Source organism: Acinetobacter sp. 24-47-62 (assembly GCF_056779765.1).
In genome coordinates, this window is the sequence record NZ_JBWYIN010000004.1 from 68,474 (window position 1) to 94,612 (window position 26,139).

The 26,139-nt window shown below is 37.8% G+C and carries 22 protein-coding genes and 1 other RNA gene; 8 read left to right on the forward strand and 15 right to left on the reverse strand.

Annotated features, from left to right (window positions below; genetic code table 11):
• Positions 1-6: 6 nt before the first annotated feature.
• From AC1M87_RS04415 to AC1M87_RS04435, 5 genes are all read right to left on the reverse strand, one after another.
• A complete protein-coding gene (locus AC1M87_RS04415) occupies positions 7-1,584 on the reverse strand; it encodes a dipeptide ABC transporter ATP-binding protein (protein WP_481593049.1) in 1,578 nt (525 codons plus the stop codon).
• The gene (locus tag AC1M87_RS04420; RefSeq protein ID WP_481593050.1) at positions 1,562-2,572 is read right to left on the reverse strand and encodes an ABC transporter permease; all 1,011 of its coding nucleotides are present in this window, start codon (positions 2,570-2,572) and stop codon (positions 1,562-1,564) included. The genes AC1M87_RS04415 and AC1M87_RS04420 overlap by 23 nt, the downstream gene beginning before the upstream one ends.
• 2 nt (positions 2,573-2,574) lie before the next feature.
• Positions 2,575-3,645, reverse strand: coding sequence for a microcin C ABC transporter permease YejB (locus AC1M87_RS04425; protein WP_481588947.1), 1,071 nt, complete (start codon positions 3,643-3,645; stop codon positions 2,575-2,577).
• An 11-nt stretch (positions 3,646-3,656) separates the two neighbouring features.
• On the reverse strand, positions 3,657-5,480 hold the full coding sequence (locus tag AC1M87_RS04430) for an extracellular solute-binding protein (RefSeq protein ID WP_481593051.1): 1,824 nt from the start codon (positions 5,478-5,480) through the stop codon (positions 3,657-3,659).
• 63 nt (positions 5,481-5,543) lie between these two features.
• Complete coding sequence (locus tag AC1M87_RS04435; RefSeq protein WP_481593052.1) at positions 5,544-8,756, reverse strand: LysM peptidoglycan-binding domain-containing protein; 3,213 nt, start codon at positions 8,754-8,756, stop codon at positions 5,544-5,546.
• Between the two features lie 215 nt (positions 8,757-8,971).
• On the opposite strand from AC1M87_RS04435, the gene dnaQ reads away from it, so the two are divergent.
• The 3 genes from dnaQ to nudC all read left to right on the forward strand — a co-directional run bounded on the left by dnaQ (position 8,972) and on the right by nudC (position 12,917).
• A complete protein-coding gene (gene dnaQ, locus AC1M87_RS04440) occupies positions 8,972-10,399 on the forward strand; it encodes a DNA polymerase III subunit epsilon (RefSeq protein ID WP_481593053.1) in 1,428 nt (475 codons plus the stop codon).
• Positions 10,400-10,518: 119 nt separating this feature from the next.
• Complete coding sequence (locus tag AC1M87_RS04445; RefSeq protein WP_481593054.1) at positions 10,519-12,159, forward strand: chemotaxis protein; 1,641 nt, start codon at positions 10,519-10,521, stop codon at positions 12,157-12,159.
• Positions 12,159-12,917, forward strand: a complete 759-nt coding sequence (nudC, locus tag AC1M87_RS04450; protein WP_092766807.1) for an NAD(+) diphosphatase — start codon at positions 12,159-12,161, stop codon at positions 12,915-12,917. Before AC1M87_RS04445 ends, nudC begins: the two co-directional genes overlap by 1 nt.
• Positions 12,918-12,940: 23 nt before the next feature.
• Here nudC and AC1M87_RS04455 read toward each other — a convergent pair whose 3' ends face one another.
• The 4 genes from AC1M87_RS04455 to AC1M87_RS04470 form a co-directional block, all read right to left on the reverse strand.
• Positions 12,941-13,822: an alpha/beta hydrolase gene (locus AC1M87_RS04455; protein WP_481593055.1), complete on the reverse strand. Its 882-nt coding sequence runs from the start codon at positions 13,820-13,822 to the stop codon at positions 12,941-12,943.
• Entirely contained in the window at positions 13,822-14,514 is a 693-nt protein-coding gene (locus AC1M87_RS04460; protein WP_481588942.1) for a BON domain-containing protein, read from the reverse strand. Before AC1M87_RS04460 ends, AC1M87_RS04455 begins: the two co-directional genes overlap by 1 nt.
• 64 nt (positions 14,515-14,578) lie before the next feature.
• Positions 14,579-14,995, reverse strand: coding sequence for a YraN family protein (locus AC1M87_RS04465; RefSeq protein ID WP_481588941.1), 417 nt, complete (start codon positions 14,993-14,995; stop codon positions 14,579-14,581).
• A gap of 14 nt (positions 14,996-15,009) precedes the next feature.
• Positions 15,010-15,939 (reverse strand): penicillin-binding protein activator, encoded by a 930-nt coding sequence (locus tag AC1M87_RS04470; RefSeq protein WP_481593056.1) that lies wholly within the window; start codon positions 15,937-15,939, stop codon positions 15,010-15,012.
• 11 nt (positions 15,940-15,950) lie between these two features.
• Here AC1M87_RS04470 and rsmI point away from each other — a divergent pair, with 11 nt between their 5' ends.
• Positions 15,951-16,793 carry a 16S rRNA (cytidine(1402)-2'-O)-methyltransferase gene (rsmI, locus tag AC1M87_RS04475; RefSeq protein ID WP_481593057.1) on the forward strand — a complete coding sequence of 281 codons (843 nt, stop codon included), beginning with the start codon at positions 15,951-15,953 and terminating at the stop codon, positions 16,791-16,793.
• Positions 16,794-16,832: 39 nt separating this feature from the next.
• Here rsmI and AC1M87_RS04480 read toward each other — a convergent pair whose 3' ends face one another.
• The 5 genes from AC1M87_RS04480 to AC1M87_RS04500 all read right to left on the reverse strand — a co-directional run bounded on the left by AC1M87_RS04480 (position 16,833) and on the right by AC1M87_RS04500 (position 21,913).
• Positions 16,833-17,081 carry a hypothetical protein gene (locus tag AC1M87_RS04480; protein ID WP_035269751.1) on the reverse strand — a complete coding sequence of 83 codons (249 nt, stop codon included), beginning with the start codon at positions 17,079-17,081 and terminating at the stop codon, positions 16,833-16,835.
• Between the two features lie 170 nt (positions 17,082-17,251).
• Positions 17,252-18,490 (reverse strand): FAD-dependent monooxygenase, encoded by a 1,239-nt coding sequence (locus AC1M87_RS04485; protein ID WP_481593058.1) that lies wholly within the window; start codon positions 18,488-18,490, stop codon positions 17,252-17,254.
• Positions 18,487-19,695: an FAD-dependent monooxygenase gene (locus tag AC1M87_RS04490; protein ID WP_481593059.1), complete on the reverse strand. Its 1,209-nt coding sequence runs from the start codon at positions 19,693-19,695 to the stop codon at positions 18,487-18,489. The genes AC1M87_RS04485 and AC1M87_RS04490 overlap by 4 nt, the downstream gene beginning before the upstream one ends.
• Positions 19,696-19,890: 195 nt before the next feature.
• On the reverse strand, positions 19,891-21,210 hold the full coding sequence (gene pepP, locus AC1M87_RS04495) for a Xaa-Pro aminopeptidase (protein WP_481593060.1): 1,320 nt from the start codon (positions 21,208-21,210) through the stop codon (positions 19,891-19,893).
• A gap of 82 nt (positions 21,211-21,292) precedes the next feature.
• On the reverse strand, positions 21,293-21,913 hold the full coding sequence (locus tag AC1M87_RS04500) for a UPF0149 family protein (RefSeq protein ID WP_481593061.1): 621 nt from the start codon (positions 21,911-21,913) through the stop codon (positions 21,293-21,295).
• Positions 21,914-21,978: 65 nt separating this feature from the next.
• On the opposite strand from AC1M87_RS04500, the gene AC1M87_RS04505 reads away from it, so the two are divergent.
• From AC1M87_RS04505 to AC1M87_RS04520, 4 genes are all read left to right on the forward strand, one after another.
• Positions 21,979-22,530: a hypothetical protein gene (locus AC1M87_RS04505; protein WP_035269763.1), complete on the forward strand. Its 552-nt coding sequence runs from the start codon at positions 21,979-21,981 to the stop codon at positions 22,528-22,530.
• 2 nt (positions 22,531-22,532) lie between these two features.
• Positions 22,533-22,817, forward strand: coding sequence for a cell division protein ZapA (locus AC1M87_RS04510; RefSeq protein ID WP_481593062.1), 285 nt, complete (start codon positions 22,533-22,535; stop codon positions 22,815-22,817).
• A 101-nt stretch (positions 22,818-22,918) separates the two neighbouring features.
• Positions 22,919-23,102: non-coding RNA, 6S RNA (gene ssrS / locus AC1M87_RS04515), on the forward strand.
• A gap of 419 nt (positions 23,103-23,521) precedes the next feature.
• The gene (locus AC1M87_RS04520) at positions 23,522-24,496 is read left to right on the forward strand and encodes a hypothetical protein (RefSeq protein ID WP_481593063.1); all 975 of its coding nucleotides are present in this window, start codon (positions 23,522-23,524) and stop codon (positions 24,494-24,496) included.
• A 252-nt stretch (positions 24,497-24,748) separates the two neighbouring features.
• Here AC1M87_RS04520 and AC1M87_RS04525 read toward each other — a convergent pair whose 3' ends face one another.
• Positions 24,749-26,005, reverse strand: a complete 1,257-nt coding sequence (locus AC1M87_RS04525; RefSeq protein ID WP_481593064.1) for a putative solute-binding protein — start codon at positions 26,003-26,005, stop codon at positions 24,749-24,751.
• Between the last annotated feature and the right edge of the window lie 134 nt (positions 26,006-26,139).

The window sequence follows — 26,139 nt, forward strand, 5'->3', positions numbered from 1 at the left end:
TAACTTTTATAAACTACTTTGTATAAGATGTTGCGTATAAGCATGAATCGGTGCACTGAATAAACGTTCAGTCTCTTGAATTTCTATAACTTTTGCATCTTTCATCACCATAACTCGATGGCATAACGCTTTCACAATTTTCAGATCATGACTAATAAAGATGTAACTGATCCCTGTTCTCTGCTGTATATCTTGAAGTAAGTTCACCAATTTTATTTGTGTATTGCGATCTAATGCAGACGTTGGCTCATCTAGAATGAGTAATTGAGGTTTCAGAATCAGTGCTCTGGCCAGCGATACTCTTTGTCGCTGTCCACCCGACATTTGATGAGGATAACGATCAAGAAATTCTTTTGTGAGATTAACCTCTTCAAGGGCTTGAATCGCGAGATTTAATTTTTCACTCTTTCTCAATTTTTTTAATCTTAACCCTTCAGTTAATAATGACAAAACATCCATTCTTGGATTGAGACTCGAAAAAGGATCTTGAAAAACGATTTGAAAATCTTTTCGATGCGCTCTTAATTGCTTGTCAGACAACTGATTGAGATTGATACAATTTAACTCAATGGTACCTGTTGACTCTATGAGTCGTGCAAGCGCGAGTGCAGCACTGGTTTTTCCAGACCCACTTTCACCTACAATACCAAGCGACTCTCCTTGTTTAAGCTGGAAACTTAAATCTTCCACCGCTATAAATTGAGTTTTAAATACATTCAGAAAATTCAGCTTAGGTGGATAGCGCACTCGAAGATGTTCAGTATTTAAAAGTTCTTTGGCCTGTTCACTGATAGGTGAAATCGAATCAAACTGCTGATTAAGGAGCAGTCGAGTATATTCATGGCGAGGCTGCAGGAATATTTGAGAGACATCACCCTGTTCAACTGTGACACCTTTAGACAAAACCAATACCTGATCAGCATATTGTTGCACCAACCTTAAATCATGACTAACCAAAACTAAGGCCATATTTTTTTGATGCGCTTGGTCTTTAATTAAATTTAAAATTTGCTTCTGTAGTGATACATCAAGGGCTGTTGTTGGTTCATCTGCAATTAAAATTTCAGGTTCCGAAATCAGAGCTGTTGCGATCATCACCCTTTGACGCTGTCCACCAGACAACTGATGTGGATATCGCTTGAGGATGTCTGATGAATTACCCAACCCTACATCACAAAGCACTTCTTCTATTTTTTTTTGAATGTCTTTTCTCTTAAGCCCCTTCGACCATAAAGGTTCTGAAATAATTTTTTCAACTGTATGTAATGGATTAAGTGCCGTCATTGGCTCTTGAAATATCATCGCGATCTTATTGCCACGTATTAAGCGCAACTGATCTTCGTGTTTTAGACGCAGATCTTCATTTTGAAATATGATTTCACCACTTAAGTCTAGAGCGCGATCTTGAAGACCTAGAAGACTTAGACAAGCTAAAGATTTTCCTGAACCACTTTCACCAACAATCGCTACTGTCTCACCCGCATTTAGCTTAAAAGACAAATCAGTTAAGATTTTTTGTTCATTCAACTGAATATTGAGCTTGTTGACTTCAAGTATTGGTTTAGCCTCTTGGATCAAATGCATCTCGAGCTGCCTCTCCGATATAAATAAGAATAGATAACACAACTGCTAGACTAAAAAATCCAGATAAAACCAACCACGGTGCTGATAGATTATTCTTACCCTGTAATAAAATTTCACCAATTGAAGCTGTATCAGGTGGCAAACCATAGCCCAGAAAATCCAAGGCTGTAAGTGCAGTAATATTAGCGGTAAGAATGAAAGGAAGCTGTGAGAGTGACGAACTTATAGCATTGGGTAAAATATGTTTGATAATAATTTGACTATCTGTAGCACCGAGTGATCTCGCAGCTCGCACATAGTCCAAATTTCTGGCTTTCAGAAACTCTGCACGAACAAGACCAACTAACGCAGTCCAACCAAACATCAGCATAATTAAAAACAGCCAATATACGCTTGGTGTAAACATGCTCACTAAGATCATCACAATAAATAACATTGGTAGACCACCCCACACCTCTAACAGCCTTTGACCGATCAGATCCAACCAACCGCCAAAGTAGCCTTGGATAGCACCAATGGTAATTCCTATGAATGCAGATCCAATAGTAAGTGCAATGCCGAACAGCAAAGAGATACGAATACCATATATTAATCTTGCCAAGACATCACGACCTTGATCATCTGTGCCTAACCAATTCACGGAGGTCGGTGGAGATGGTACAACTTCTGCCAATTCATAATTAGGTGTTTGATATGAAAATGGGATGATAGGCCAAATCTGCCATCCATGCTCATTAATCAATTCTTGAACAGCTGGATCTTTATAATCAGCCTCAGTCTCAAAGACACCACCGAATGTTGTTTCAGGATAAGGCTTAAAAATTGGGAAATAAATTTCTTCTTTATAATAAATAAGTATTGGTTTTTCGTTGGCAATAAACTCTGCTCCCAAGGATAAAATAAAGATCGCGATAAATAAAATGAAGCTTAAGAATCCGAGTCGATGTGACTTAAATTTTGAAATTCGTTGATCGAAAAGTGGAGACATTATTATGCTCCTCGACGATCAAAATTGATTCTTGGATCAATCAATTGATATAGAACATCACTGAGTAATCTCAAAATTAGACCGACCAATGTAAAGATAAACAATGTTCCAAAAATCACGGGATAATCACGCTGCTGAATTGCCTCAAATCCAAGCAAACCCAAACCATCAAGATTAAATATAATTTCTACAAATAGATTGCCAACAAAAAAAATTCCGATCAGTGCTTCAGGTAATCCTGCTATAACGATCAACATCGCGTTACGGAAAACATGATTGTATAAAACGCGTTGCTCGGTCAAACCTTTAGCACGAGCTGCCGTCACATATTGTTTATTTAATTCTTCCATAAAAGAGTATTTTGTTAGATATGTAAGGGTCGCAAATCCACCTAATATAATAGTAAGGACAGGCAATGTAAGATGCCAAAAATAATCTTTAACTTTATCAATGAAACTGAGTTCAGCAAAATTCTCAGAGACCAATCCTTGTAATGGGAACCATTGTAAATAGGATCCCCCCGAAAAAATCATAATAAGTAGAATACCAAATACAAAAGTTGGCACTGCATAACCAACCGCCAATATTAAGGAGGTCGTTTGATCAAACAGACCGCCATGTTTATTCGCTTTTCTAATCCCTAGAGGAATGGCGATACTGTAGATCAGTAAGGTACTCCATAATCCAAGGGAGATCGTGACTGGCATTTTTTCCAAAATTAATGTTGCTACTGATTTATTTTTAAAAAAGCTCGTTCCAAAATCGAGTTGAAAATATCCTTTTAGCATTAGAAAAAAGCGCTCATGCACAGGGCGGTCAAATCCATATTGCGCTTTGATCTGCTCGACCATTTCAGGACTGAGTCCTCGTGTACCCTGATAATAACTCTGGACTTCATTGATATGAGATGTCGAACCAGACACAACACCAATGCCTTGAAATTGTTCAGCTCTCTGTATTGCCTGTTCTACAGGTCCACCAGGAGCAATTTGAACGACGGCGAAATTGATCAGCATTATCAAAAATAAGGTGGGAATGATCAGCAAAAGTCGTTTAAGTATATAAAGACCCATAAATTTAACCTTTAACGTGAGCCTTTACTTCGACCAAGATAAGCAGACACTTTGCGAGCTTGCTGTTGATCTACCCACCAATAATCTTCACCAACAGCGAGTTTGGGTTTAATCTGTGGTTGTTTATACATATTCCAATACGCATACCATTCACGATCATTTCCGTAAGTAAGTATCTGATAATATCCTGCACGTAATAAACGATCCAAGATACGTGTATTTAATATTAATTTTTCTCGATCGGGTGCATGAATAATACGTTGTATAATTTCATCTATAACGCTATTTTTCACACCAGAAAAATTATAATTTCCCTCTTCATCTGCAGCATGACTGCTCCAAAATTGCGCTTGCTCATTCCCAGGATTTAGTGATTGAGGCATCACCATCGTGGTTAAATCAAAATCATATTGACGCATCCGCTGTAAATATTGAGGCATATCGACTTGCCGAATCGAAACTTGAATACCCAGTTTTTTTAAATTTCGAATATAAGGCATGAGCGTCCGTTGTAAGCCCTCTTGATGAAGAAGCAATTCTAATTGAATTGGTTTTCCATCACGCGCATGCAAATTACCATTTTTAAATGAATACCCCTGCTCAATTAAAATTTTCCGAGCAGTGAGCAAGCCTTTACGATTGTAGCCTGTACCATCAGTGATAGGATATTTCCACGCTTTTAATACTCGTTCTCGTTGTAAAGGATGTAACCGAGATAAATAAGGTTTTAATATTGTTAATTCTTTTGGACTTGGGACTGACTTTGCTTCGAGCTCACTAAACTGAAAATGGCTTTGTAAACGTTGATATTGTTGATAAAACAATGCTTTATTTTGCCATTCAAAGTCATAAGCATAGGTCATTGCTTGTCTAAAATAGATATCGTTTAGCGGTTTTTTTCGTGTGTTAAAAACGATACTTTGTGTCGGAGCAGGATTTTGTAAAGCTACACTATATTTTTTAACCAACCCTGAGTTAAATGCTGGAAAGTTGTATTCCGTCTTCCATTTACGAGCAAATTTCTCTTGGTGAAATGTATATTGTCCAGCTTTAAATCCTTCAAATGCAATGTCCGAACTACGGTAATAAACATATTTAATTTGATCAAAATTATAACGACCACGATTTACAAGTAAATCCTTAGCCCAATAATGGGGATTACGCTGGTAGGTAATACTACGACCAGCATCAAGATTTTTAATTGTATATGGCCCTGATCCTAAAATGGGTTTGAGTGTTGCTCGACTAAAATCTTTAGATTGCCAATCTTTTTTAGAAAAAATTGGCATCTGTGAAAGTATTGCTGGCATTTCAGTATTACTTTCTGATTTAAATACCATTTTTACGGCATGTTTAGACAGAACCTGAATTTTATCTAAATCAGACAAATACATCTGTAAACCGGGATTGGTTTTGGTTAAATACATTTCAAACGTGAATTTAACATCCTCAGCCAGTACAGGAGATCCATCACTAAATCGAGCACGTGGATTTAAATGAAAAATCACAAATTTTGTTCGGCTTGGATCAAACTGAATTTTCTCAGCCAAAAGTGGATAAAACACATTTGGTTCATCTAATGACTTGGAAAATAGCGTATCGAACAAGTAATTTGTACCTTCAACCCAACTTCCTTGCCCATTCATACCGTTTAGATTATCAAATGTCCCTTCAGCTGCTTTCACCAACTTTCCACCCTTTGGTGCGTCTGGGTTGGCATATGGCATCGCATCTAAATTCAGATATTTCGGTTTTGACTGTAAAGCAATATAAGGCGTCGTTTGAAGATTTGCCCATGCACTGATATGAATGGGCAAGAAGAGGAAAATAAACATTGCTTTTGACAAAGTTGATGAAATGCACATCTCGAAATGAAATTCCTGATTGCTTAAGCAGACTTAAGAATGTGGAACTTTAATCGTAGCACCAATCTGTAAAGGTGTGTTTGGTTTCAAACCATTCATTTCTGCAAGCTGATCAATGTCTATACCAAATCGATTCGCAATTCTGTACAGGGAATCACCACTACGGACTTTATAATCTGTGACCACTTTAGGAACTTGAATAATTTGGCCTCTTTGCAATCCAGCACGTAGGTTTAACTTATTGAGGTCTGCAAGTTCTTTTGCAGTCATGTCAAATCGTGTAGCAATAACATGAAGAGACTCGCCTGATTTGACAGCATAATCCTCTGTATCACGCGATTTTGATTGACGGACTGGTGTTTTTTCAGTACTCGCAGCCGCCTTTTCAACATCGCCACTTACTTTTAATTTTTGACCAATTTGAAGGACTGATCTCGCATTTAGATCATTCAGCGTAAGTAATGATTGAAGCGACATATCATATTGTCGCGCAATACTTGCTAAGGTCTCTCCACTCTTCACAGTGTGAGACTCCACTTTCTCAGCAACCGAATTATTTCGTGTCAAACTCTGCTTAGTGGAAGCTTTATTTTCATCTTCTTTCAAATTCAGCTTTTGCCCAACTTGTAATCCAGCATTCGTTCGCAAGCCATTCATTTCTGCTAACTGTGCAACAGAAAGATTATATTTGCTTGCAATGGCATTCAGGCTATCGCCTGATTGAACAACATATTGCTCTGGTACTTTAGATCCCACCGGTACTTTAATGGTTTGACCAACCATCAATCCTTTTTCAATATCCAAATTATTCAGTGTCGCCAACTCAACAACGGTTAACTTATTCGCATTTGCAATGTTGTACAACGTATCTCCTCGTTGTACGCGGTAAGTTTCAGTCTGAATTTCAGGTACAGTTTTAGCATTACTCGCGCGAGTCGTTGATGAAGCTGTAGCAGATTGCACTTCTTCTAAAGGAACATTAATTTTTTGACCCGCGTATAGGCTACTATCAGCTTTCAATCCTGAGCTTAATGACGCTAACTCTTGAGTCGAAAGTCCGTATCGATCAGCGATTAACTTTAAGTATTCACCGCGTTTGACCGTATAAGATTTCGTTTGAACCTTAGTTAGCGCTTGTTCAGTTTTGCTTGATTTAGATGCTTGAGACTGGGTTAGATTTAACTTCTGCCCAACCAGTAAATTACTATTGATAGTCAGACCATTCAATTCAGCCAATTGTTGGACACTTAAATCAAACTGGTTTGCAACACTAGTAAGACTATCATTTGCTTTTACAATATAACTTGCTGGCTTTATATCCGTTTTCTGGGCAGATGCTACTGGTTTAGCATCGTACAGATATAGGGTCGCACCTACATATAAGGTTGCATTTGGATCTACTTGGTTCCATTTTGCAATATCTCTCCAACTTACGCCGTTTTTCATTGCAATAATTGCTAGCGTGTCACCAGGGAGTACCGTATACGTACTACGCTTACCCTTAGGTGGTTCTACAACCACTTCACTTTCAGTTTTCTTAAATGCCTTACCTTGATTAAGCTGGGCTTCCTCAGAAGTAGGCAATGTACTTTCTGCCACAGATTTAGGATAAGCAAAGCCAACTTTAACTTCTGAACCTTGTCCTGCTGCCACAGATTGACTTGTTTGAATCGCAGTTAATTTAATCTTGCCATCCAACGGATCGACAATCTCAGTACCTTGAGGTGCAATGGCACTAATCTCTCTAACGACTTCCGCTTTTTCTGCTTCAGTGGCCTGTGGTTCAATGACCGAGGCAATAATTTGATCAGAACTCGTAGTTGTTGTGGTTTTTTCAGGTGCAATTGAAGCTAAGATTTTGGCTTTTTCTTCAGCAGTGATTTCGGGTTCGACACGTACAGGGTTAACATTTTGCGCCGGTGTAACAGCAACAGGTATACGAGGTGCGCTTGGCACCACTGCCGAAGCGGCAAAAGCTGCCAATGCATCAGAACCAGAAGGAGTCCTACCCTTCGATGTTGAAATTGTTGTAGATACTGAAGATGTTTGAGTATTATTAACTGGTTTCGCTGTTTGAGTTGCCATTACGGAAGCATTTGAAGCTTTTGGTGTATTTACTGTCGTTGTAATTGTGGTTGCTGGCGTAGATGTAGAAACAGGGCTTGAAGCGCTCGCCCATAGACCTGTACTGCTTGGTTTAAGTGCTTTCAGTTTACGATCAATATTTGGATTTAAATCTGCTGGAATTAAAATTTGCTGTGGACTTTGAGGATCAATGATATCACCACGATGCCCTGGATTCAGTTGATAAAGTTCTGCACGACTTAAGCCTGTCAGAGAAGCAATTTCGTTTAAACTCGCACCTGCTGGAACTGGAACTTCTCTAAAGTGAGGACGATTCGCAATTGGTGGTAATCTGACGCCATACTTTTCAGGGGATTTGATAATCTGTGCAACCGCAAGGAAACGAGGTACATAGTTCATTGTTTCTTGAGGTAAACGTAATGACCAATAATCTGTAGGCAAGCCAGCAGCCTTATTACGGTTAATCGCTTGTTGAATACGTCCAGGACCAGCGTTATAAGCCGCTAAAGCTAATTCCCATGAACCGAATTGGTTATATAAACTTCCTAAAAACTCGTAGGCTGCACGTGTAGACTCAACTACATCACGGCGTCCATCATACAAATTGGTCTGTCTTAATCCATAAATACGACCTGTACTTGGGATAAATTGCCACATCCCTGCAGCTGCCGCTGAACTCGTTGCAGCAGGATCATAGGAACTCTCAATAACGGGAAGTAAAGCAAGTTCAGTAGGTAATCCACGGCGCTCTGCTTCCTTTACAGTATGATAAAGATAACGAGACGCTCGAGCGGATAAACGATCCAGATAAGGCTGACGCGTAATAAACCAACTTCTTTGAGCATCAATCCGTGGATCCCACTTTGTTTCATCCATTTTAAAACCAACGGTCATACGTTTCCAAACATCGCCGTGTTTTAAAATAAGTAAACGATCACCTTCAACTGCACGCATATCAGTTGCAGATAAAAGATCTTCAAGTGAATCTAAGCTACTGGCATCTAACATGCCGAGTTGATTCGACTTTTGCGTCTTTGCGGAAGTGGGACTCGCTGTACAGCCAGTCATTACGCCTAATCCGGTTACTGCGGAAGTAATTACTGAAATTTTAAATAAAAAAGTTGCAGATGGCTGCCACACTGCGGTGGTTGTTTTAGACATACAAATTCCGAAAGACGCATAGTAAATTTATTGTATATAAGCCATTTTAGAGGAGCTCGTTGTTCAGGCAAGTCTCTTCTTGATGAGTAATTGCTTATAAATGTTACAAGACATTAAAAAATATCCAGTTATCGCACTGATGTTTCGCATTTACGTATACAATAAAATTTCCGAACTTGATGTTCAACACTTTATTCGATTGATTGGTTCAAACTATGTCTGAAATAACACTTTATGTTGATGGCGCATGTCGTGGTAATCCTGGGCTAGGTGGCTGGGGTGCTTACATCATCACTAAGGATACAGAACATAAAATATGTGGTGGTGAACCAGACACGACCAATAATCGTATGGAGTTAACCGCTGCAATCGAAGGAATCAAATTTTGTCCTGTTGATGCAAAGCTGATCATTTGGACAGACTCAAACTATGTAAAACGTGGAATTACTGAATGGATCAGTGGTTGGAAAAAGAAAAATTGGAAAGACGTAAAAAATCCTGATTTATGGCAAACTTTGGATCAAGTTTGTCAAGGTCGAGACATTGAATGGAACTGGATTAAAGGTCATGCAGGACATCCAGGCAATGAAATGGCAGATCAGTTAGCTAATCAAGGCGCTGACCAAACGGCTGAACAATTTAAAAATTCCCTGCAAGCGAATGATAAAAAAAAACAGTCTGAAGATTGGTTGCTCAATGATCCGTTTGGTTTAGATCTCAATGATCAAGATGAAGAAGTTGAAATTGATTTAGCAGAAAATGATGATCAAGCTGAATACAGCACGGACGAAGTCACCTCAAACTCCTCAGATATTATTAAGGATATTATTAAGACAGTTGATGCACAGGACTTAAATTCTGAATCTGTAGATCAAAGCGTTCCTCAGTTAGCTGAAAAATCGCATCCACATATTGTGGTCACACCTGCTCGTTTAAATTTACAGGGACCACGCCAACTGATTTTAGATACGGAAACTACAGGTTTTTATTATCAAGATACAGACCGTATTATCGAGGTAGGTGCGATTGAAATGATCAATCGTAAACTGACAGGAAGTTCAATTCACATTTATATCAATCCCAAAAAACCAGTCGGTGAATCTGAAGCAATTCACGGTATTTCTGATGATTTTTTGAAAGATAAACCTATATTTGAAGAAATCGCTGCTGAACTGTACAAGTACTTAAAAGGTGCAGAAATTATCGCACACAACGCAACTTTCGATATGAACTTCTTAGATATGGAGTTCAAACGTGCTGGCTTTGGTACGCTTTCAGAAGTCTGCGCAGTCACCGATACACTTGCAATGGCAAAAGCGAAACATCCAGGTCAAAAGAACTCATTGGATGCATTAGTGAAGCGCTACGAAGTTCCACAGCGTGATCGTACCTTCCACGGTGCTTTACTGGATGCAGAAATTCTGTCAGATGTCTATTTAGCCATGACAGGTGGTCAAGTTTCATTTGATATCGATGCACTCTCAGCGCATGATCATCATTCTGAAACTGGACAAAATCAGTACCAAAAAATTGAGGTAGATTTACCAATCATTTATGCTTCTGATGAGGAATTAGCAGCACACCAAAAATGGATCGAAGATTACCAAGAAAAAAATGGCGAGCCGTGCTTATTTGCTAAATAATCTTCCATCTGCTTGATTCATTTTGTAAAGTACGATCAGTTCGGCTATATTCATTTAGAGCAAAAATTCCCCTTATCTGGGCTCTGAGCAAAATTAACGGCCAACATAGGTTTCGATCGATGTCTTATCAAAGTTCAATTTATTTTGACCCTACAGCATTACTTATTGTTAAAAAAGAAATTGATCAAATCATCGATCAGGTCGAAAATACAGTATCAGAGCTTATTGAGGATCAAACACTTCCTTTTGGGATAGATGACGCATTCATTCGACTTGAGCAATCCAATCAAGTTTTTGCCATGATCGAGCTTCCTCATCTCGCACAACTTGCACACTACTGTGCGCAAGTCATGTCAAAGATGATGCAAAATCCAACTGCAAAAAACCTGAAATACGCTGCTGCATTAAGTGATGGTACAACGATGCTAAAGCGATATATCGAATTTATTTGCTTACGTGAAGTCGATGTCCCCCAATTTCTCTTAGATACACTTAACCATCTAGAGCGAGTATTGAACATCCCTTGTACAGCATTGGGTAATGGAATTCAGACCGCTCAGAAACAATTAACTTTAACACCGCAAGCATCATCGAATCAGATTAATTCATCTGATTATTGGAATACACTATATAAAGATTGTTTAATAAAAATAGTGACGCAAAATGAAACTGAAGACGATTTTGATCGTTTTAAACTCATTGTAGATCATATAGCACTGCTCTCTCTTGAAACACCGAGTCAACAATATTGGCTTCTGATGCAAATCGCATTTAATCAACTTGACCAACTCATTCTCAGTGATGCACGCCTAAAATGGTTGGCTAAAGTTGGCAGTCAGATCCGAGAGTTTTTAAATGCACCCCAGCATTTTCAGGTCGATGAAAATGACTTTGCTAATGCTTTAGCGATTTGTATTAGCCAAGAAAACTACGATTCACAAATGCTTCGTGAGTATTTTCAAATCTCGGACAACATTTTGACTGATGTTCAACTACAAATTTTTAGTCGCCATCTGTTTGGACCTGATCAAAGAACAATCGATGCCGTTGCTCACTTGATTACAGAAGAATTGAATCAATTAAGATTAGATATTGAAAGTCACTATCAAAGTTTTACTGACGATCAAATTTTAGATATTCGCTTAAAGCTCTATCGTATGGCAAATATCTTTTTAGTGATGAATCTTAATGAAGCTTATGCAGAAATGAAACTGCAAGCAGAGCATTTTCATCGAACCTATATTCAACAAAATGCCGATTTTGCTCAACGATTAATGAACAGCATGCTGTCGGCTATGAACTCTATCGGGATTTTGAAGCGAAATTTTGCACCAACTCGCATTCAACTTGATGTGAATAATATGAATATATCACTGGATCGGTTAGATGATGCGCATGAAACGCTGCAAAAAGAAGCTCGAATTCTCTTGCAAGAACTAGGCGATAAACTTTTTCAAAACAATGATGCTCAAGACACAAATGATTTATTAAACATCACAACCAATTTAAGACAATTAAGCGGTGCTGCTCTATTTCTTGATGCTCAAATATTAAGTAATGCGCTAAAAAATAGTGCTGAGGCGGTTGAACACTATTACGATATTCAGAAATCACTCACCCCCCAACAACTTCAGCACATTCTAGATGTGCTTGCCAGTCTAGAGCTTCATCTTGATGGCTTGAAGTATGATTATCCTATTCATAAATCAGTATCTGAGACTGCACTCATCAGCAGTCAAAAAATTAAAGCGGTTGCCTAATGTCTGAACTCTCTGTTGCTTATATTTTTAAACAACATCAACTTCTCGTCGATGAAAACTTCCAATTACCACGTGTTGAACGTTTAGAGAGTGATCTGATTTTCAAATCTGGTGATCAGGTAATTGCACGAGATCTACATATTGAAGAAGCAATTCCTAAAGGTTATCAACTTGTGCCAATCCGACAGTTGATCACTCAATGGTCTAAGCAACAATTTGAACAAGCGAGTCGAGCAGTTCAATTATTAGAATGGCGTCGTAATCATAAATTTTGCAGTCATTGCGGTACAGAAACGGATGTTCACCGTTCAGAATATGCCATGATCTGCCCAGCATGTAATTATCACCAATACCCTCGTGTTCAACCTTGTGTTATCACCGTAATCACACGAGGTGACAATGAAATTTTGCTGGCGAAAAATGCAAAAAATAAATCCAATATGTATGGATTAATTGCAGGTTTTGTCGAAGTTGGTGAAACTTTAGAAGAGGCTGTGCAACGCGAAACCATGGAAGAAATTGGTCTAAACGTTAAAAATATTCAATATCTTGCCAGCCAACCTTGGCCATTCCCAAGTAATTTAATGATTGCTTTTCGAGCCGAGTATGATTCAGGTGAAATTGTGCTTCAAGAAGATGAAATTAGTGATGCCCAATTCTTTAAATTTGATGACTTACCAGAAATTCCATTTGCAGGAAGTATTGCGCATGCCATGATTCAACATGTCATTCACAATACTCCTTTCAAATCTGAATAAATCAAATCCGAATCGTTATAGATTTATTTGAAGGACTCTTCTAAAACTTTCAGGATGAGAGATCGAGTTTTGAAGAGTCGATCAAATAATGTGGCAGTTGTTGCCATGATTGATACATGTCCAGTACGAGGCACCCGAATGAGCTGGCTATGATTCTCTACAGCTAACAGTGCTTGATGCATCTCTTCAGAATTATGATCTTTTACCAACGTATCTTGATCTGCTAGAAAAATATAGTGCTGAATATTATTTTTCTCTACAAAATAGTATGGCATCACCGCTTTGAAATTTACTGCTTTATCGAATGCATGTTCAGATAAATGATCACCTAGATAGTTAAAGTGATAGGGTCCAGCCAAACCAATCAACGCTTTAATTCGATCTCGTCCTTCAAAGTCAATGAATGAAGGATGGTAAATCAGTGACATCACATTAAAAGCACCAGCAGAATGTCCGATAAGCGCTATTTGATCTGCACAAATACCATATTTATCAGCACTTTTGATTAAATATTGAATTGAATCTGCAAGGTCAGTTACGTAACGAGGAAAAATATGTTCTGGCGCCAGATGATAGTTTATTACGGCGAGGTTATATCCAGCACGTGTCAAACTTTCTCCAAGAAACTTGTAATCGTCCTTACTTCCTCTACTCCATGCACCACCATGCACGAATATAACTAAAGGTTTATTCGCTGGTGCTTGGCAAACATAAAGATCCAGTCGTTGCCGAGCTTTAAGACCATAAGCAATATTTCTTTTTACAGAATAGCCTTTATTTGAGGTCAATTGATTTAATGCCAAACCACCCAAATTATATGGGCGAAAAGCATTCAGTTTTTGATTCAATTCGGTCAGTTTTAACTGAACTGATTTCGGAAAAAATTGCGCAATCTTATTCGACATTATTGGTAACTAACACCAGCATCAGGATCAATTGCAACGGGTGTCTCAACATAAGGTTGAGTACTCACCGCTGAAGGGTTAATAAGTGATGATGATTGAACACCTGCACCTACTTGAGCAGATTCCACGTTATCAATCAAAGTAACAATTTTCGTTACATTCCCTACTCGTTGTAAAACTTCAATGAGATCTTGCTCTTCAGCTGTATTTAAGCGTCCCATCACATATAACACGCCATCTTCAGTATGAACCAAGACTTTACTGTCTGAAACAACTGGCGCACGCATAATTAAGCCACGTGTATTCGCTGTCGCAGTCGCATCTTGCATGATGGTAGAGTAACCAATTTGAGGACCAACTGTGATGTAATTATGAATAGATTTCACATCACTCATCGCTCGAACGTTATCTTCTGCTAACTGTTTCAAATGCGCATCAGGCACTTGACCTGTTAACAAGACATTACTGTGAAAGCTATTCACATTGACTCGAGATTGTTTAAAACGAGCATCCAATTTGTATAAATTGATCTTTGCTGTACGTTCAATTGAAGAGTCAATAAATACCTGACCTAAAGAACGAGCTCCACTCACCACCCCAACTGGTTCTGCGCCAGTTCCACCTGAAATAAAACTTGCACAGCCTGAAAGACTAGCAACACACGCCATCGAAATTACAATACGCTTCAACACTCAATCCGTCTCCTCGTGAAACTTGAATTTTTTCTATTGTTGGAAATGGCTTAGCTCATTCGGTTCATAGATTAATCAAGTCTGCATTTATTGTAAATGCATTTTCAATCCACTCGAGATCATAATCTATATCAGAAATTTCATGCTGTAACGGTTTTGCAATTTTTTTATGAAAATCAAAACAAAACACATCAAAACGATAATAAAACTCTGTATAGCTTGGAAATTTTTGAAGAAATGACATTGCTGTTTTCGCAATTTTAATTTGCTTGCTCGATGATATTGATTCTAGGGCTGAAGCATAGGTTGTTTTTGATCTGGCTTTGACCTCAACAAATATAAGCTCAAGATCACGTTGAGCAATCAGGTCTATCTCACCATAACGAGAATGAAAATTTCGAGCCAGCACAATATAACCCTGTGAGATCAAGACTTTTTCAGTTTGGTCTTCAGCCCATATACCTAATTGTTGAGAACTCATCCATTTAAGTCCTCTTAAATATTTTTTAATCTAAACCATGTTTTCTCGAAGCACGCAGGTTTTCTTTCGATCCGATGCTCTTTAAAACTCAAATGCCCAGTCTGACCTTGAATTGATATTTGATCAGGATTCTTCGTTTTCAACATCAAATCCGCCAAACGCCAAACATCTTGACCGAAGGCATTAAGACGTTGGAATGCAGCAGTATTTTCAGTCGTTTGATTAGGTTTTTTTAAAAATTGAACCATGACTGGTACATCACAGAATTTAGTTCCCTTCGGAATATCCAAATTATGATCAATAGCAAAAGCCTGAACATACAAACGTTTTGAAGGCTTATTCTTCAATGAATTGATCCACGCCATACTGCCTAAAAGTAACACCCCTTCATTTGACTTTATATGAGGCACTTGTTGGACTAGAGAAAACTTACCATGAAAATTTTTAAACACGGCATTTACAAAGCTTAAACTCTCGGACTCAGTACCAGACTCACGCAAGATATAGAGATGCTGAACTCGATCCCTTTCAATCTGTTTAATTAAAACTTGAGCATCATCAGTTTTCGATAAACTAAACTGCCACACTTTCACATGTTTTGAAGGAACTTCATTCAGTGCTAAAACAGGAATTTTAAGCGGTTCTTTCATTATTGCTTCGACATCCTGTCTCGCTAGTGGACCAATAATAAGTTTGGTGTTTTGACTGACTTGCGTCTTTAGGATCTCTTTTAATCGTTTTTGATCCGAATTGACATATTTGATTGGCATTTCACTTTTAGACTTTTGATAAGCCTCATCAATACCATTTTTAATACTATTACTTGCTCGCGCCATAGGGCCTGAATCAGGTAAAATAACCAATACTTCCGCTTGGGCTTGGAAAATCATTCCACATAAGCCAATACCAATGAATTCTTTTTTTATTCTTAATAGATCCAACATGGAGAAACCTTATGAGTGCTCAGTTATTTGTTGTAGCGACGCCAATTGGGCACTTAGATGACATGACTTATCGAGCAATTGATGTTTTAAAGTCTGTCTCTCTTATCGCGGCAGAAGACACACGTCAGTCCGCTCTTTTAATGAAACACTATAATATCTCAACTCCGCTAACAGCGTGCCATGATCACAATGAAAGTAACAAAATTGATATAATTATCGATAAGTTAAAAAATGGTGAAAATGTTGCACTCGTCAGTGATGCAGGTACACCATTGATCAGTGATCCTGGTTTTAAATTGGTTCGTGCAGCTCAGGACCATGGTATTCGTGTCGTTCCTGTTCCAGGTGCATGTGCAGCTATTGCAGCATTAAGCGCTGTAGGTCTACCCAGTGATCACTTTAGTTTTGAAGGATTTCTATCTTCGAAACAATCACAACGTCTTATTCAATTAAATAAACTGAAAGACAACACGCATACCATGATCATCTATGAGGCACCACATCGAATCCTAGACTCTGTAACGGATATGGTCTCTGTGTTCGGGGCTGACCGTGAAGTCGGGTTTGCACGTGAAATTACCAAAACCTTCGAAACAATCAAAAAAATGACCCTTGGAGATTTACAATCATTTATTGCAAATGATCATCACCAGCAAAAAGGTGAAATTGTACTGGTCATTGCTGGAGCAGCCACTGAAAAAGACATGCAGCAAGAAGAATTAGATAAATTACTCAATCGTTTATTGCAAGATTTATCTGTAAAAGCAGCATCTCAACTTGCAGCTGATCTCACCGGAATCAAAAAGAAAGTCGCATATCAACGCGCGCTAGAGCTCAGTGGTGCGAATGATTAAGCAAAATAAAAAAGCACCATATTGATGGTGCTTTTTTTATTAATCTTTTATTGATTCATCAGGTGGAACTTCAGTAATACGACCACCACGTGCTAGAAAAGCAGCAACTTCATCTTCCAGTGCCTGACGTTGTTTGAGTTTAGCTGTCACTGTTAATGTTTCAGCTTCCGCGACATCGGCATCAGATACAGTAACGTCACTTACGGCCGCACCTTTTTCTGCTGCTTGTGATTCATTTTCGTCTACAACACTGTCTTCGTTGTCATCAAAATCATTTGCGTCTGTCATTTCAAACTCCCCATCAATGTTTTCACGCACCTGATTGGAACGTGCTTTGATTTTTAGAGAAATGTATCAATCTCTTTATCTTTCGCATAGTATCTAAAGCACCTCATTTGTATATTTTTTAATCATATTGGTAAAAAAATATATACTGATGATTCTTTTTAGATCAGATTTCAATTCACTTGATATCTTGTATTACTGAGCTGACTCAAACCATTCGCTTGCGACATAAACGCCAATTTTAACGCACTGATATTTTCAACTTGTTTCAAACCAAAGTTTCTCGCCCAAACAATAGGAAAAACAGGAGCAGATTCCATCCACCCAATCATAGACATACTATGCATCATGGCATCGTTTTGAAATTTACGGCGATGCTCATATTTCAATAAAGTTTGCTCATGAGCCCAAACGCCACGTGCGTAGTCCGAAAGTAGCGCATCGCATAGAATTGCTGCATCAAGACAACCAATATTCACCCCCTGACCAGCAAGTGGATGAATAACATGGGCTGCATCACCAATTAGCGCTAAGCCATCTTTAATATAACGTTGAGCAGCTCGTGCTTTCAGTGGGAATTTTGCTCGAGGCGTTGCGGCTAATACTTTGCCCAACATATGATGACTCTCTCGTGTCAGTAATTGTACAAAATCTTCATCTGAGAGTGACGCAAATTCGTCTGCATAATCATCTGGTAAAGTCCATACAATGGATTGCCAATGACCATATTCTTGATCTTCTAAACTTGCCATTGGGAGAAAAGCCAGTGGCCCTGTTTCTAAGAAGATTTGTCTCGCAACATGTTGATGCGCTTGTTCCGTCTTGATCGCACAGCTAATACCAGCCTGATGATAATCCAAAACATCCAAATCAATCATGGCTTGTTCACGTACGAATGAGTTTGCACCATCCGCACCAATCAAAAGTTTCGTTTTCAATTGAGTTTGATCAGCGAGATGAAGAATCCAACAACCATTTCCTTGCTCAATACGTTTCACTTGGATTTGAGTACGGTAATCATCAATCTGGTCGATCATCATGCTCTGAATCGCAAGGTTCAAGATACTTGGTTCGACCATTGAACCTAATATTTGTGCTTCATCAGGTTTAGAATGCGCTGATGTTCCAAAATTGATTTCACCAAAGCCATTTTTGTTCCACACCTGCATTCCCGTGTAGGGTTGTTGACGAGCCAACTTATCCCATACATCAACATGCTTAAGCAAATGAATAGTGGCTTGACTCAATGCAAGTACACGAGGATTCAATGATTTTAAGGTCTTCTCGTGATCCAATATCGGTGCTGCATCAAGTACAGTCGCTTGAACTCCACCTTTAGCCAGCAATAAAGCAGTTAATCCTCCGACTAAACCACCGCCCACAATCACGACATCTAAAATAGCTTCATTCATGCTTTTAACCCCATTGCATAATTGGCAACGAGTGGCTTAATACCTGGAATATTTTCAAAGCACATTAGACCTGTATTTCGCACAAATTTTAGGATTGGATTTTGATTACTAAAGCCTCGCACCACAGAATCACAAAACTTAATCACACGTTGCTGATCTTTGAGTCGAGATTTTTCATACTCTTTCAGTACAGCAGCTTCACCTAAATCGGCATTTTTGATGACTTGTTGTTTTAAATATCGGGTCAATACATATGCATCACGCATACACAAATTAAAACCCTGACCTGCGACTGGATGAATCGTATGAGCAGCATTACCCATAAGTACAACACGTCCTACTGCTTGTTTTTCAGACAAAACTTGAGATAAAGGAAAACTAAATCTACGTCCAGTTTTCTCAAATTTTCCAGCTCGATCGCCATACGTTTTTTGAAGAGCATCTAAAAAATGCTGATCATTTTCATCACCTAACCACTCTCCCTCAGTGCCTTTAGGCACTGGCCAAACAACAGAGCGACGGTATTCACCAGGTAAAGGCAACAATGCTAAAGGACCAAGTGGGCTGAAACGCTCAAAACCGACATGGGAGTGAGGTTTGGATGTCTGCACTGTAGTGACAATCGCCACTTGATCATAATCATGCTCTGATGCACCAACACCGAGTGCTTGTCGACAGAAAGAATCACGTCCATCTGCTGCTATAACCAACTTGGATTGAAACTGCAAATGTTCATTCGCTTTTGATGCTTCGAGATAAGCTAAATTCTCATCCTGTTTAAGCGACGTCACTTGAATACCATCAATTAACTCAATGAGTGGATTTTTTTTGACCTCTGATAACAATACTCGTCCAAGCCATGCATTCTCAATCACTTGACCAAAGCTCTCTACTTTCTCTTGAGCCGCGATTAAACGTGCCTTACCGAAGCTTCCTTCTTCTGTGATATTTACTTCTAAAATAGGCGTTGCATATTGTTGCAGTGAATCCCAAATTCCCAATTCTTGATAAATTTGCACGCTTCGACGTGACAGCGCACTATTACGGGCATCAAAACTTGAATGATATGGTGCAAGGTTAGCATCATCATAGTTAGGATAGCTGATCGCCTCTAACAATTTCACTGCAATGTTAGTTTTAGCCAGCATAAGAGCAAGGCTTAATCCGACCATTCCACCACCGACAATGATGACTTCTTGTTGCATGTTTCGATCCTTATAAAAGCAAGCAATAGCTGCATACACATAAACTCTTAATCAAATTCATCTTACAATAAAGTTTTTACTTTTTATAATGAATTAGCGTTATTGAAGATGAAGCCATAATTCATTTTTCAATATTGAATATGACATTTAAAAAAAGCCGATGTTTCCATCGACTTTTGAGATTTGTGAAAATGGTTAACTTGCCATCAATGCTTCTATATCTTCAATGGTTTTCACTACTTTAGCAGTCAGGTTTCTCGGTCCATCTTGAGTGACAACAATATCATCTTCAATGCGAATACCAATCCCTCTCCATTTTTGATCGACAGTTTCATCATCAGGGGCAATATATAAACCTGGTTCAATGGTCACCACCATACCTTCTTGATATGTTCGCCATTCTCCATCGACTTTATATGCCCCTACGTCATGAACATCCATGCCTAACCAGTGACCAGTTCCATGCATATAAAATTGACGATAGGCTTCTGTCTCAATGATTTCATCGAGATCACCCTGCATGATTCCAAGATTAAGCAAGCCTTGCACTAAAATACGAACAGCAACGTAGTGTGGCTCTTTGTAAGAGTTACCAATTCTAACCGCATCTATTGCAGCGATTTGAGCATCAAGCACTATATTATAAAGCGCCTTTTGTTCAGGATTAAATCTACCATTTACTGGAAATGTCCGAGTGATATCTGACGCGTAAAATTCATATTCACAAGCTGCATCTATTAAAACTAAATCGCCGTCATTAAGTTGTTTGTTATTTTCAACATAGTGCAATATACAAGCATTTTCACCACCACCCACAATACTGTTATACGATGGTACACAACCATTTTTACCAAAAATATAATTCAGCTCCGCTTCTAAAGCATATTCCATCATTCCTGGTCGTACAGATTTCATCGCTTGCGTATGTGCTTGAGCAGAAATATCAGATGCGATTTGCATTAACTCTATTTCTTTTGGCTCTTTGTGTAGACGCATCTCATCTAAAATTGTATCTAACTGAATCAATTGTGTAGGTGCAGCGGTACCACGTCGGCTTTCACCACTTGCTTCTGCAATCCATTTTGTAATTTTTGCATCAAAACTGGCTTGTTGACCAATTCTATAAAATAATCTTTCTTTTCCTTGAAGCTTTGCGATGATTTCTTCGTCTAGTAGATCAATCGCATAAGCTTCATCCGCATCATAATCATCGACTGCACCATCAATCCCTGCACGGTAACCTGTCCAGATTTCCATCTCTCGATTGCGTTCACGACAAAATAAACTGTAAGTATAACCTTCTTCTTCAGTATCAAATGTTTCAATTACAGCAACTGCTTCAGGCTCTGCAAATCCCGTTAGATAAAAAAAGCTACTATCAGCGCGATATTTATAATCAGCATCACGATTTCTAAACATTTCTTCACGTGTTGCAATAATTGCAATGCTTCTTAGGCCTATTTCAGCGGCTAATTGATCACGTCGTTTTTGAAAATCTGATTGAGTAAGTTTCATATCTTTTCTGCAGCTTAGGCTATTTAATTTAAGAAAATACAGTACTACTTATATGTTAAGTAGTACTCTTGATTAAATGTAATCAACTTGGTCGATGAGGTGTAAACATCTCAACGACACTTTGCTCATTTTTTTTCGAAATTGTTGGTTTTACATGTTTCAGTAATGAGCTTTCTTCAACAGCAATCTTGGTTCGTCCAACAGATAAACTCACTGGAATTAATCGAACAAATTCATAAAGTTCTTGATAGCTAATTTCACCTTCTTCATCATTATCAGAATCTTCAAACTCTACTGCTGCAATATCTTGCAAGTGTTCAATCAACTCAGCTTCGTCAGTACGAATATGACCAGACGCTAATCCAAACCCCAATACTACTCCAGCACACCAATCTGCTAAAGCTTGAACACGCTCAGACAATACATGTTCATCATCAGGCAAAATGGGTAAATAATCTAATTCATCTTCTGACAAAGCATGCGAAACATCTTCAGATTCCTCAGCAAGTAAATTGAGTGCAGCAGGTTCTAATTGAGGCACATTCAATGTAGACAAAATTTGTAACCACTCCTCATGAGATGGCGGTTGGGTTACACAAACAATACCTGTAAGTAAACCATGTAACTCACTTGGACTAGTAATTTCCTCAATTGAACCGAAATGTTGGTTCCAATCTGTCCAACCTGAAATATCGTCTTGCATTCGTTTTTCCAATCTCTATACTTCTGTATATATTACCTTTGATTGCGAAACTACGCGACCTCGTTATGTTAGAACAATTACAGCGTTTACAAACGCATTTAGGCACGCTTAAACATCGTTTGTCCGAAACCGAACAAATGAATAGTTCTCTTGAAGCTAAGCAGAAAGAACTTCAGGAAACTCATCAAACTCAAACTGCTCAAAAAAATAGCGTCATCACTCAAAAGCAAGAACAGATTGAAAGTCTAAATGACAAATACAATCAATTGGATGGTATTTATAAAACTTTAAATCAAGATGCTACTGCTTTAGCAGAACGTTATAGTCGTTTAGAAAAGAGTTGTACTGATTTAAAAAATAGATTTCAGGAAATCTTGGCTGAAAGGAATGAGTTGAGAGTCATCAAAGAAAAAATGTTGGCTGAACAACGTCAAGCTCAAAAAGAAATTGATGAATTGAAGGCTGAAAATCAACGTTTAATCAAAAAAAATGAACTCGCTAAAACTAAGGTTGAGCAAATCATTCAACGATTGGCCATTTTAGGTACTGATCAAGATCATCATGCCCAAGAAATCCAACAATTAGAAAATCCGGCTGAACAAAATGAGGAAGCATAATTATGTCTGAAGTCGTTACAGTCGAGTTAAGATTAATTGAACAAACATTTAGACTTTCAACCACTCAAGATCAGAAAGATGATTTACAACGTGCTGGTGATTTGCTAAATGAGAAATTTCAAGAATTTCGTAGAAAAGCACCTAACGTAGAACACAATAAGCTGGTTATCATGGTGGCTTTAGAGCTTATGCAAGAAGTTTTAACAATGAACAAATCCTTACAAGAATATTCTCATTGTGAACGCTTACTTGCAAAAATCTTGGAAGACGTTGAAAAAACTGTATAAATTTGATCTAAGTTTGCACAGTCAGTTTTACTGAGTGAATTATCACGCAAATAATGGCGATACTTAGGTTTGCCAATCTCACTCATTTCGTTATACTTAATTTAACTCTGGGATGCTCGCCAGCGGGTCTATTCCCCTGCCGATACTTAAACTTATGGATTGTGTTCTGTATATTTAGAGCGTATGCCCACCCTGAGTGGGAAACCCAGCAAGTATACGTCGCGTCCACCTTGAACTCATCGGGTTCAGGGTAACGACACATGCAGCGGCATCTCCGGAGTCTTCAATTTCTCTATATTTATAATTCAACGTTTTCTTGTTTTATTTTTTCAATTCATACCATAAATTCTCAACTTACTCCTTTACTCAAAATATAAAAATTTATTGAAATAAGTCACACTATATTTTAATTTTTCAAATTAATTTATAATATTTATGTTTAATGTTATTTAATTAACTTTTTTTTAGTTTTATTCTAAATAAATATTTAAATTATATTTAACAATATAAAAATAAAGCATTTAATTTGTAAATTTGGTTAATAATGACCTAGAAACTTTTCCAGAATTTAAATTATCATTCCTCTTAATAGAAATTACATAAAAAGTATTTCATTTTAATGTCTTCTTATTGTTTAAAGACTTCATATTAATAGTCAAACATCATAAACAATGAGAATAGATTTATATTTAAAGGAAGAGAATATGTCTAAATTAGCAAAATTGGCTGGGGTTGCGAGTATTGCTGCATTACTAAGTGCATGTGGTGGTGGAAGTGACTCGAAGCTTGACACGCCAAATGGTAATTATATTAAACCAGGCGATGTGAGCTCTACATTTATACCTTTTAAAGATAAGGATTTTTTAACAAAACTTAAAGAAAAGCTTGGTTTTTCAGAATCTTTGAATGTCATGGATGATCGATTTAATCAAGCATTAGGGCATATGATTGGCGAAACATTGGGTGATGGACCCATTACTCGTACAGGTAGAGTAATTGAATTAACAGATCAAGGAACAAGTGCATTTACAATTTTGAGAAATTCAATTTGTACTGAGCTCACTAAAAGTGGAACTACTCAAACAATCAAGCTAAAAAGTGGTAATGATTCTTGTGCAACTAGTTTCGGCAAGGAAGTCGTAACATTTAAAGGAGGATCTATTTCGCTTACTGAAACATTAAGCTCTACCACAGTTGAGTTTAATAATGCGCTTTATACACCGTGGACTGATACATCTAAACTATATTTAGTCACTGGTAAAATTGTAAAAGATACAGTTGGTTCTAATGGCGCAATTTATTCTGTAAAAGATCCTTTAAAATTCCAGATTGTAGATAAAAATAACCCTAGCACTACATTGGAATATATGGGGCTACAGGATTATGAATACCGTTTTTTTGATGAACAATTACAAAGTGTGTCAAGTAAAGGTACAATCGTTGGCCAACCTAAAGATGCTAATTTTTCATATGCATTTAACTTCAGTGTAACTCAACCATTCGAAAAAGAGTGGTGGAGAATTTACCCGAAAGCAGGCGGTAAGTTAGAAATTATTGATGAGTACAATCAAAAGATTGTCGTTGAACAAACTAAAGATTATTCATCATCCGCATCAGTTCGCTTTAACTCAGGCGTGCCAACTAATGTGTCTTGGAGCGATATCGTTAAAAAGAAATAGGCATAAAGCCCCCATCTGGGGGCTTTTTTAACCATTTAATTTCATGTGTTGCGCGTTCTCTGACATTCTAAGCTGCTCATAATGCACTGGATCATATGCGCATGCACTTATCAACAAAGTAGAAGTAACTACTGCGATAAAAATTTTCATCTCACATTTACTCTTAACCTAGATGTGAGTAATTTAAAGCATGGCTAAAGACAAATAAAACCGATTAAAATTATAAAAACAATCTATTTTTCAGATTATTAGTTACTCATCTTGAAGCGCACACTCATAATTCTTAGGATCATCACTACATCGTATCTTTTTAAGTATAGACATCATTTCAGGATGATAATGCCCTTCTTTCATCATCTGAATTCTAGCTTCGCGCATAATTTTCAAATATCCAGGTTTCTCAGCATCTCTTATATTCATCCAAAATTTAGGATCAATTTTAGATTCAGTTTGATCAATAAACCTATAAGCCGGTGTTAATTGCTTGGAAATAATCTCCCTTGCTATAGGCCCCATTCCAGCAGGAAATTTATTTCGATGCATAATCAATGTACCCGTTACTTGAACGAGTGGAAAACGAATAATTGCGCCTCGTACCTCGCCCTTGCTTGTCATTCCACGATAGAGTTCTAAAGGTTCAAATAAGATTGCAGGCGCTGCGATAATATCAACTTCCTTATTGTTGAATTTCCCGCCTACCGAAGTTAAATCCACTGTAACTGGTTGAGCACCAACATTTTGGACTAATTTTTTTTGGGTTGCGTCAAAACTCATTACAGCGACTTTTTTCCCAGCCGCTTTAGATAAAGTATCAATTTTACGATCATTTACCATTATATAAGCAGCACCTAAAGGCACAATACCAACAACCTCATAATCCTTATTGACCATTTTCGAGTCAAATTCAGGTCTTGCTAACAGCTGAATCACTTTAGTCAGTTGTTTATAGTTTTGAACTGCACCTATTGCATCAATACTTCCAACAAAAGAGTTGAATTGCTTGGCACGTAAATTACTTATTCCAGCACCATCACAACGTTTACTTCTAAAGTCTTCAGTTAAAACCCGTTCATCTGTATAGACTTTTAAATTAACTTCAGTGGATGTTTTTTGCTTTAATTTTGGATAATTCAAATCTATCTGCATTTGTAGCTTAGCCGTACGATTGACAGTCATTTGCACGCCGAAATCTTGAGCAACTTTAGCAATTCGTGGTAATTCACTCATATAGCTCGTCGCTTGCTCAAATGCTTCACCATGAGCACCGCTCGGTGAATACACACATAAGGTGACTTGTTTCGGAATCTGTTGCCAAACTTTTGGATCATTCAGTAGTTTTTTTATTTTATTCACAGAATGGCTGGACAGTGATAAATCCAACTTAGAGCTAGTTTGAGCATTTACATGATTTGTGATTAGACCAGAAAGACTAATTACTGTCGTGAGCATAACCATACGATAAGCATGCTTGCTCTTTTTAAATAGACTACCGTTTTTTTTATTTTTCATTATCGTTCCCTTTTCTATTCTTTATGATCAGAGCTTCATTGATCTGATAGAGTTCAGCTTATCGGCTTCAATTAAAAATTAAATTGACCCCAATCTTTTATTTATTACACCTAGAGTAAATGAAAAATATACTA

What these genes read in the sequence shown, in the direction of transcription:
- AC1M87_RS04415 (WP_481593049.1), bottom strand. Translation starts at nt 1,584, where the DNA reads ATGCATTTGATCCAAGAGGCTAAACCAATACTTGAAGTCAACAAGCTC.
- AC1M87_RS04420 (WP_481593050.1), bottom strand. Translation starts at nt 2,572, where the DNA reads ATGTCTCCACTTTTCGATCAACGAATTTCAAAATTTAAGTCACATCGA.
- AC1M87_RS04425 (WP_481588947.1), bottom strand. Translation starts at nt 3,645, where the DNA reads ATGGGTCTTTATATACTTAAACGACTTTTGCTGATCATTCCCACCTTA.
- AC1M87_RS04430 (WP_481593051.1), bottom strand. Translation starts at nt 5,480, where the DNA reads ATGTTTATTTTCCTCTTCTTGCCCATTCATATCAGTGCATGGGCAAAT.
- AC1M87_RS04435 (WP_481593052.1), bottom strand. Translation starts at nt 8,756, where the DNA reads ATGTCTAAAACAACCACCGCAGTGTGGCAGCCATCTGCAACTTTTTTA.
- dnaQ (WP_481593053.1), top strand. Translation starts at nt 8,972, where the DNA reads ATGTCTGAAATAACACTTTATGTTGATGGCGCATGTCGTGGTAATCCT.
- AC1M87_RS04445 (WP_481593054.1), top strand. Translation starts at nt 10,519, where the DNA reads ATGTCTTATCAAAGTTCAATTTATTTTGACCCTACAGCATTACTTATT.
- nudC (WP_092766807.1), top strand. Translation starts at nt 12,159, where the DNA reads ATGTCTGAACTCTCTGTTGCTTATATTTTTAAACAACATCAACTTCTC.
- AC1M87_RS04455 (WP_481593055.1), bottom strand. Translation starts at nt 13,822, where the DNA reads ATGTCGAATAAGATTGCGCAATTTTTTCCGAAATCAGTTCAGTTAAAA.
- AC1M87_RS04465 (WP_481588941.1), bottom strand. Translation starts at nt 14,995, where the DNA reads ATGAGTTCTCAACAATTAGGTATATGGGCTGAAGACCAAACTGAAAAA.
- AC1M87_RS04470 (WP_481593056.1), bottom strand. Translation starts at nt 15,939, where the DNA reads ATGTTGGATCTATTAAGAATAAAAAAAGAATTCATTGGTATTGGCTTA.
- rsmI (WP_481593057.1), top strand. Translation starts at nt 15,951, where the DNA reads ATGAGTGCTCAGTTATTTGTTGTAGCGACGCCAATTGGGCACTTAGAT.
- AC1M87_RS04480 (WP_035269751.1), bottom strand. Translation starts at nt 17,081, where the DNA reads ATGACAGACGCAAATGATTTTGATGACAACGAAGACAGTGTTGTAGAC.
- AC1M87_RS04485 (WP_481593058.1), bottom strand. Translation starts at nt 18,490, where the DNA reads ATGAATGAAGCTATTTTAGATGTCGTGATTGTGGGCGGTGGTTTAGTC.
- AC1M87_RS04490 (WP_481593059.1), bottom strand. Translation starts at nt 19,695, where the DNA reads ATGCAACAAGAAGTCATCATTGTCGGTGGTGGAATGGTCGGATTAAGC.
- pepP (WP_481593060.1), bottom strand. Translation starts at nt 21,210, where the DNA reads ATGAAACTTACTCAATCAGATTTTCAAAAACGACGTGATCAATTAGCC.
- AC1M87_RS04500 (WP_481593061.1), bottom strand. Translation starts at nt 21,913, where the DNA reads ATGCAAGACGATATTTCAGGTTGGACAGATTGGAACCAACATTTCGGT.
- AC1M87_RS04505 (WP_035269763.1), top strand. Translation starts at nt 21,979, where the DNA reads ATGTTAGAACAATTACAGCGTTTACAAACGCATTTAGGCACGCTTAAA.
- AC1M87_RS04510 (WP_481593062.1), top strand. Translation starts at nt 22,533, where the DNA reads ATGTCTGAAGTCGTTACAGTCGAGTTAAGATTAATTGAACAAACATTT.
- AC1M87_RS04520 (WP_481593063.1), top strand. Translation starts at nt 23,522, where the DNA reads ATGTCTAAATTAGCAAAATTGGCTGGGGTTGCGAGTATTGCTGCATTA.
- AC1M87_RS04525 (WP_481593064.1), bottom strand. Translation starts at nt 26,005, where the DNA reads ATGAAAAATAAAAAAAACGGTAGTCTATTTAAAAAGAGCAAGCATGCT.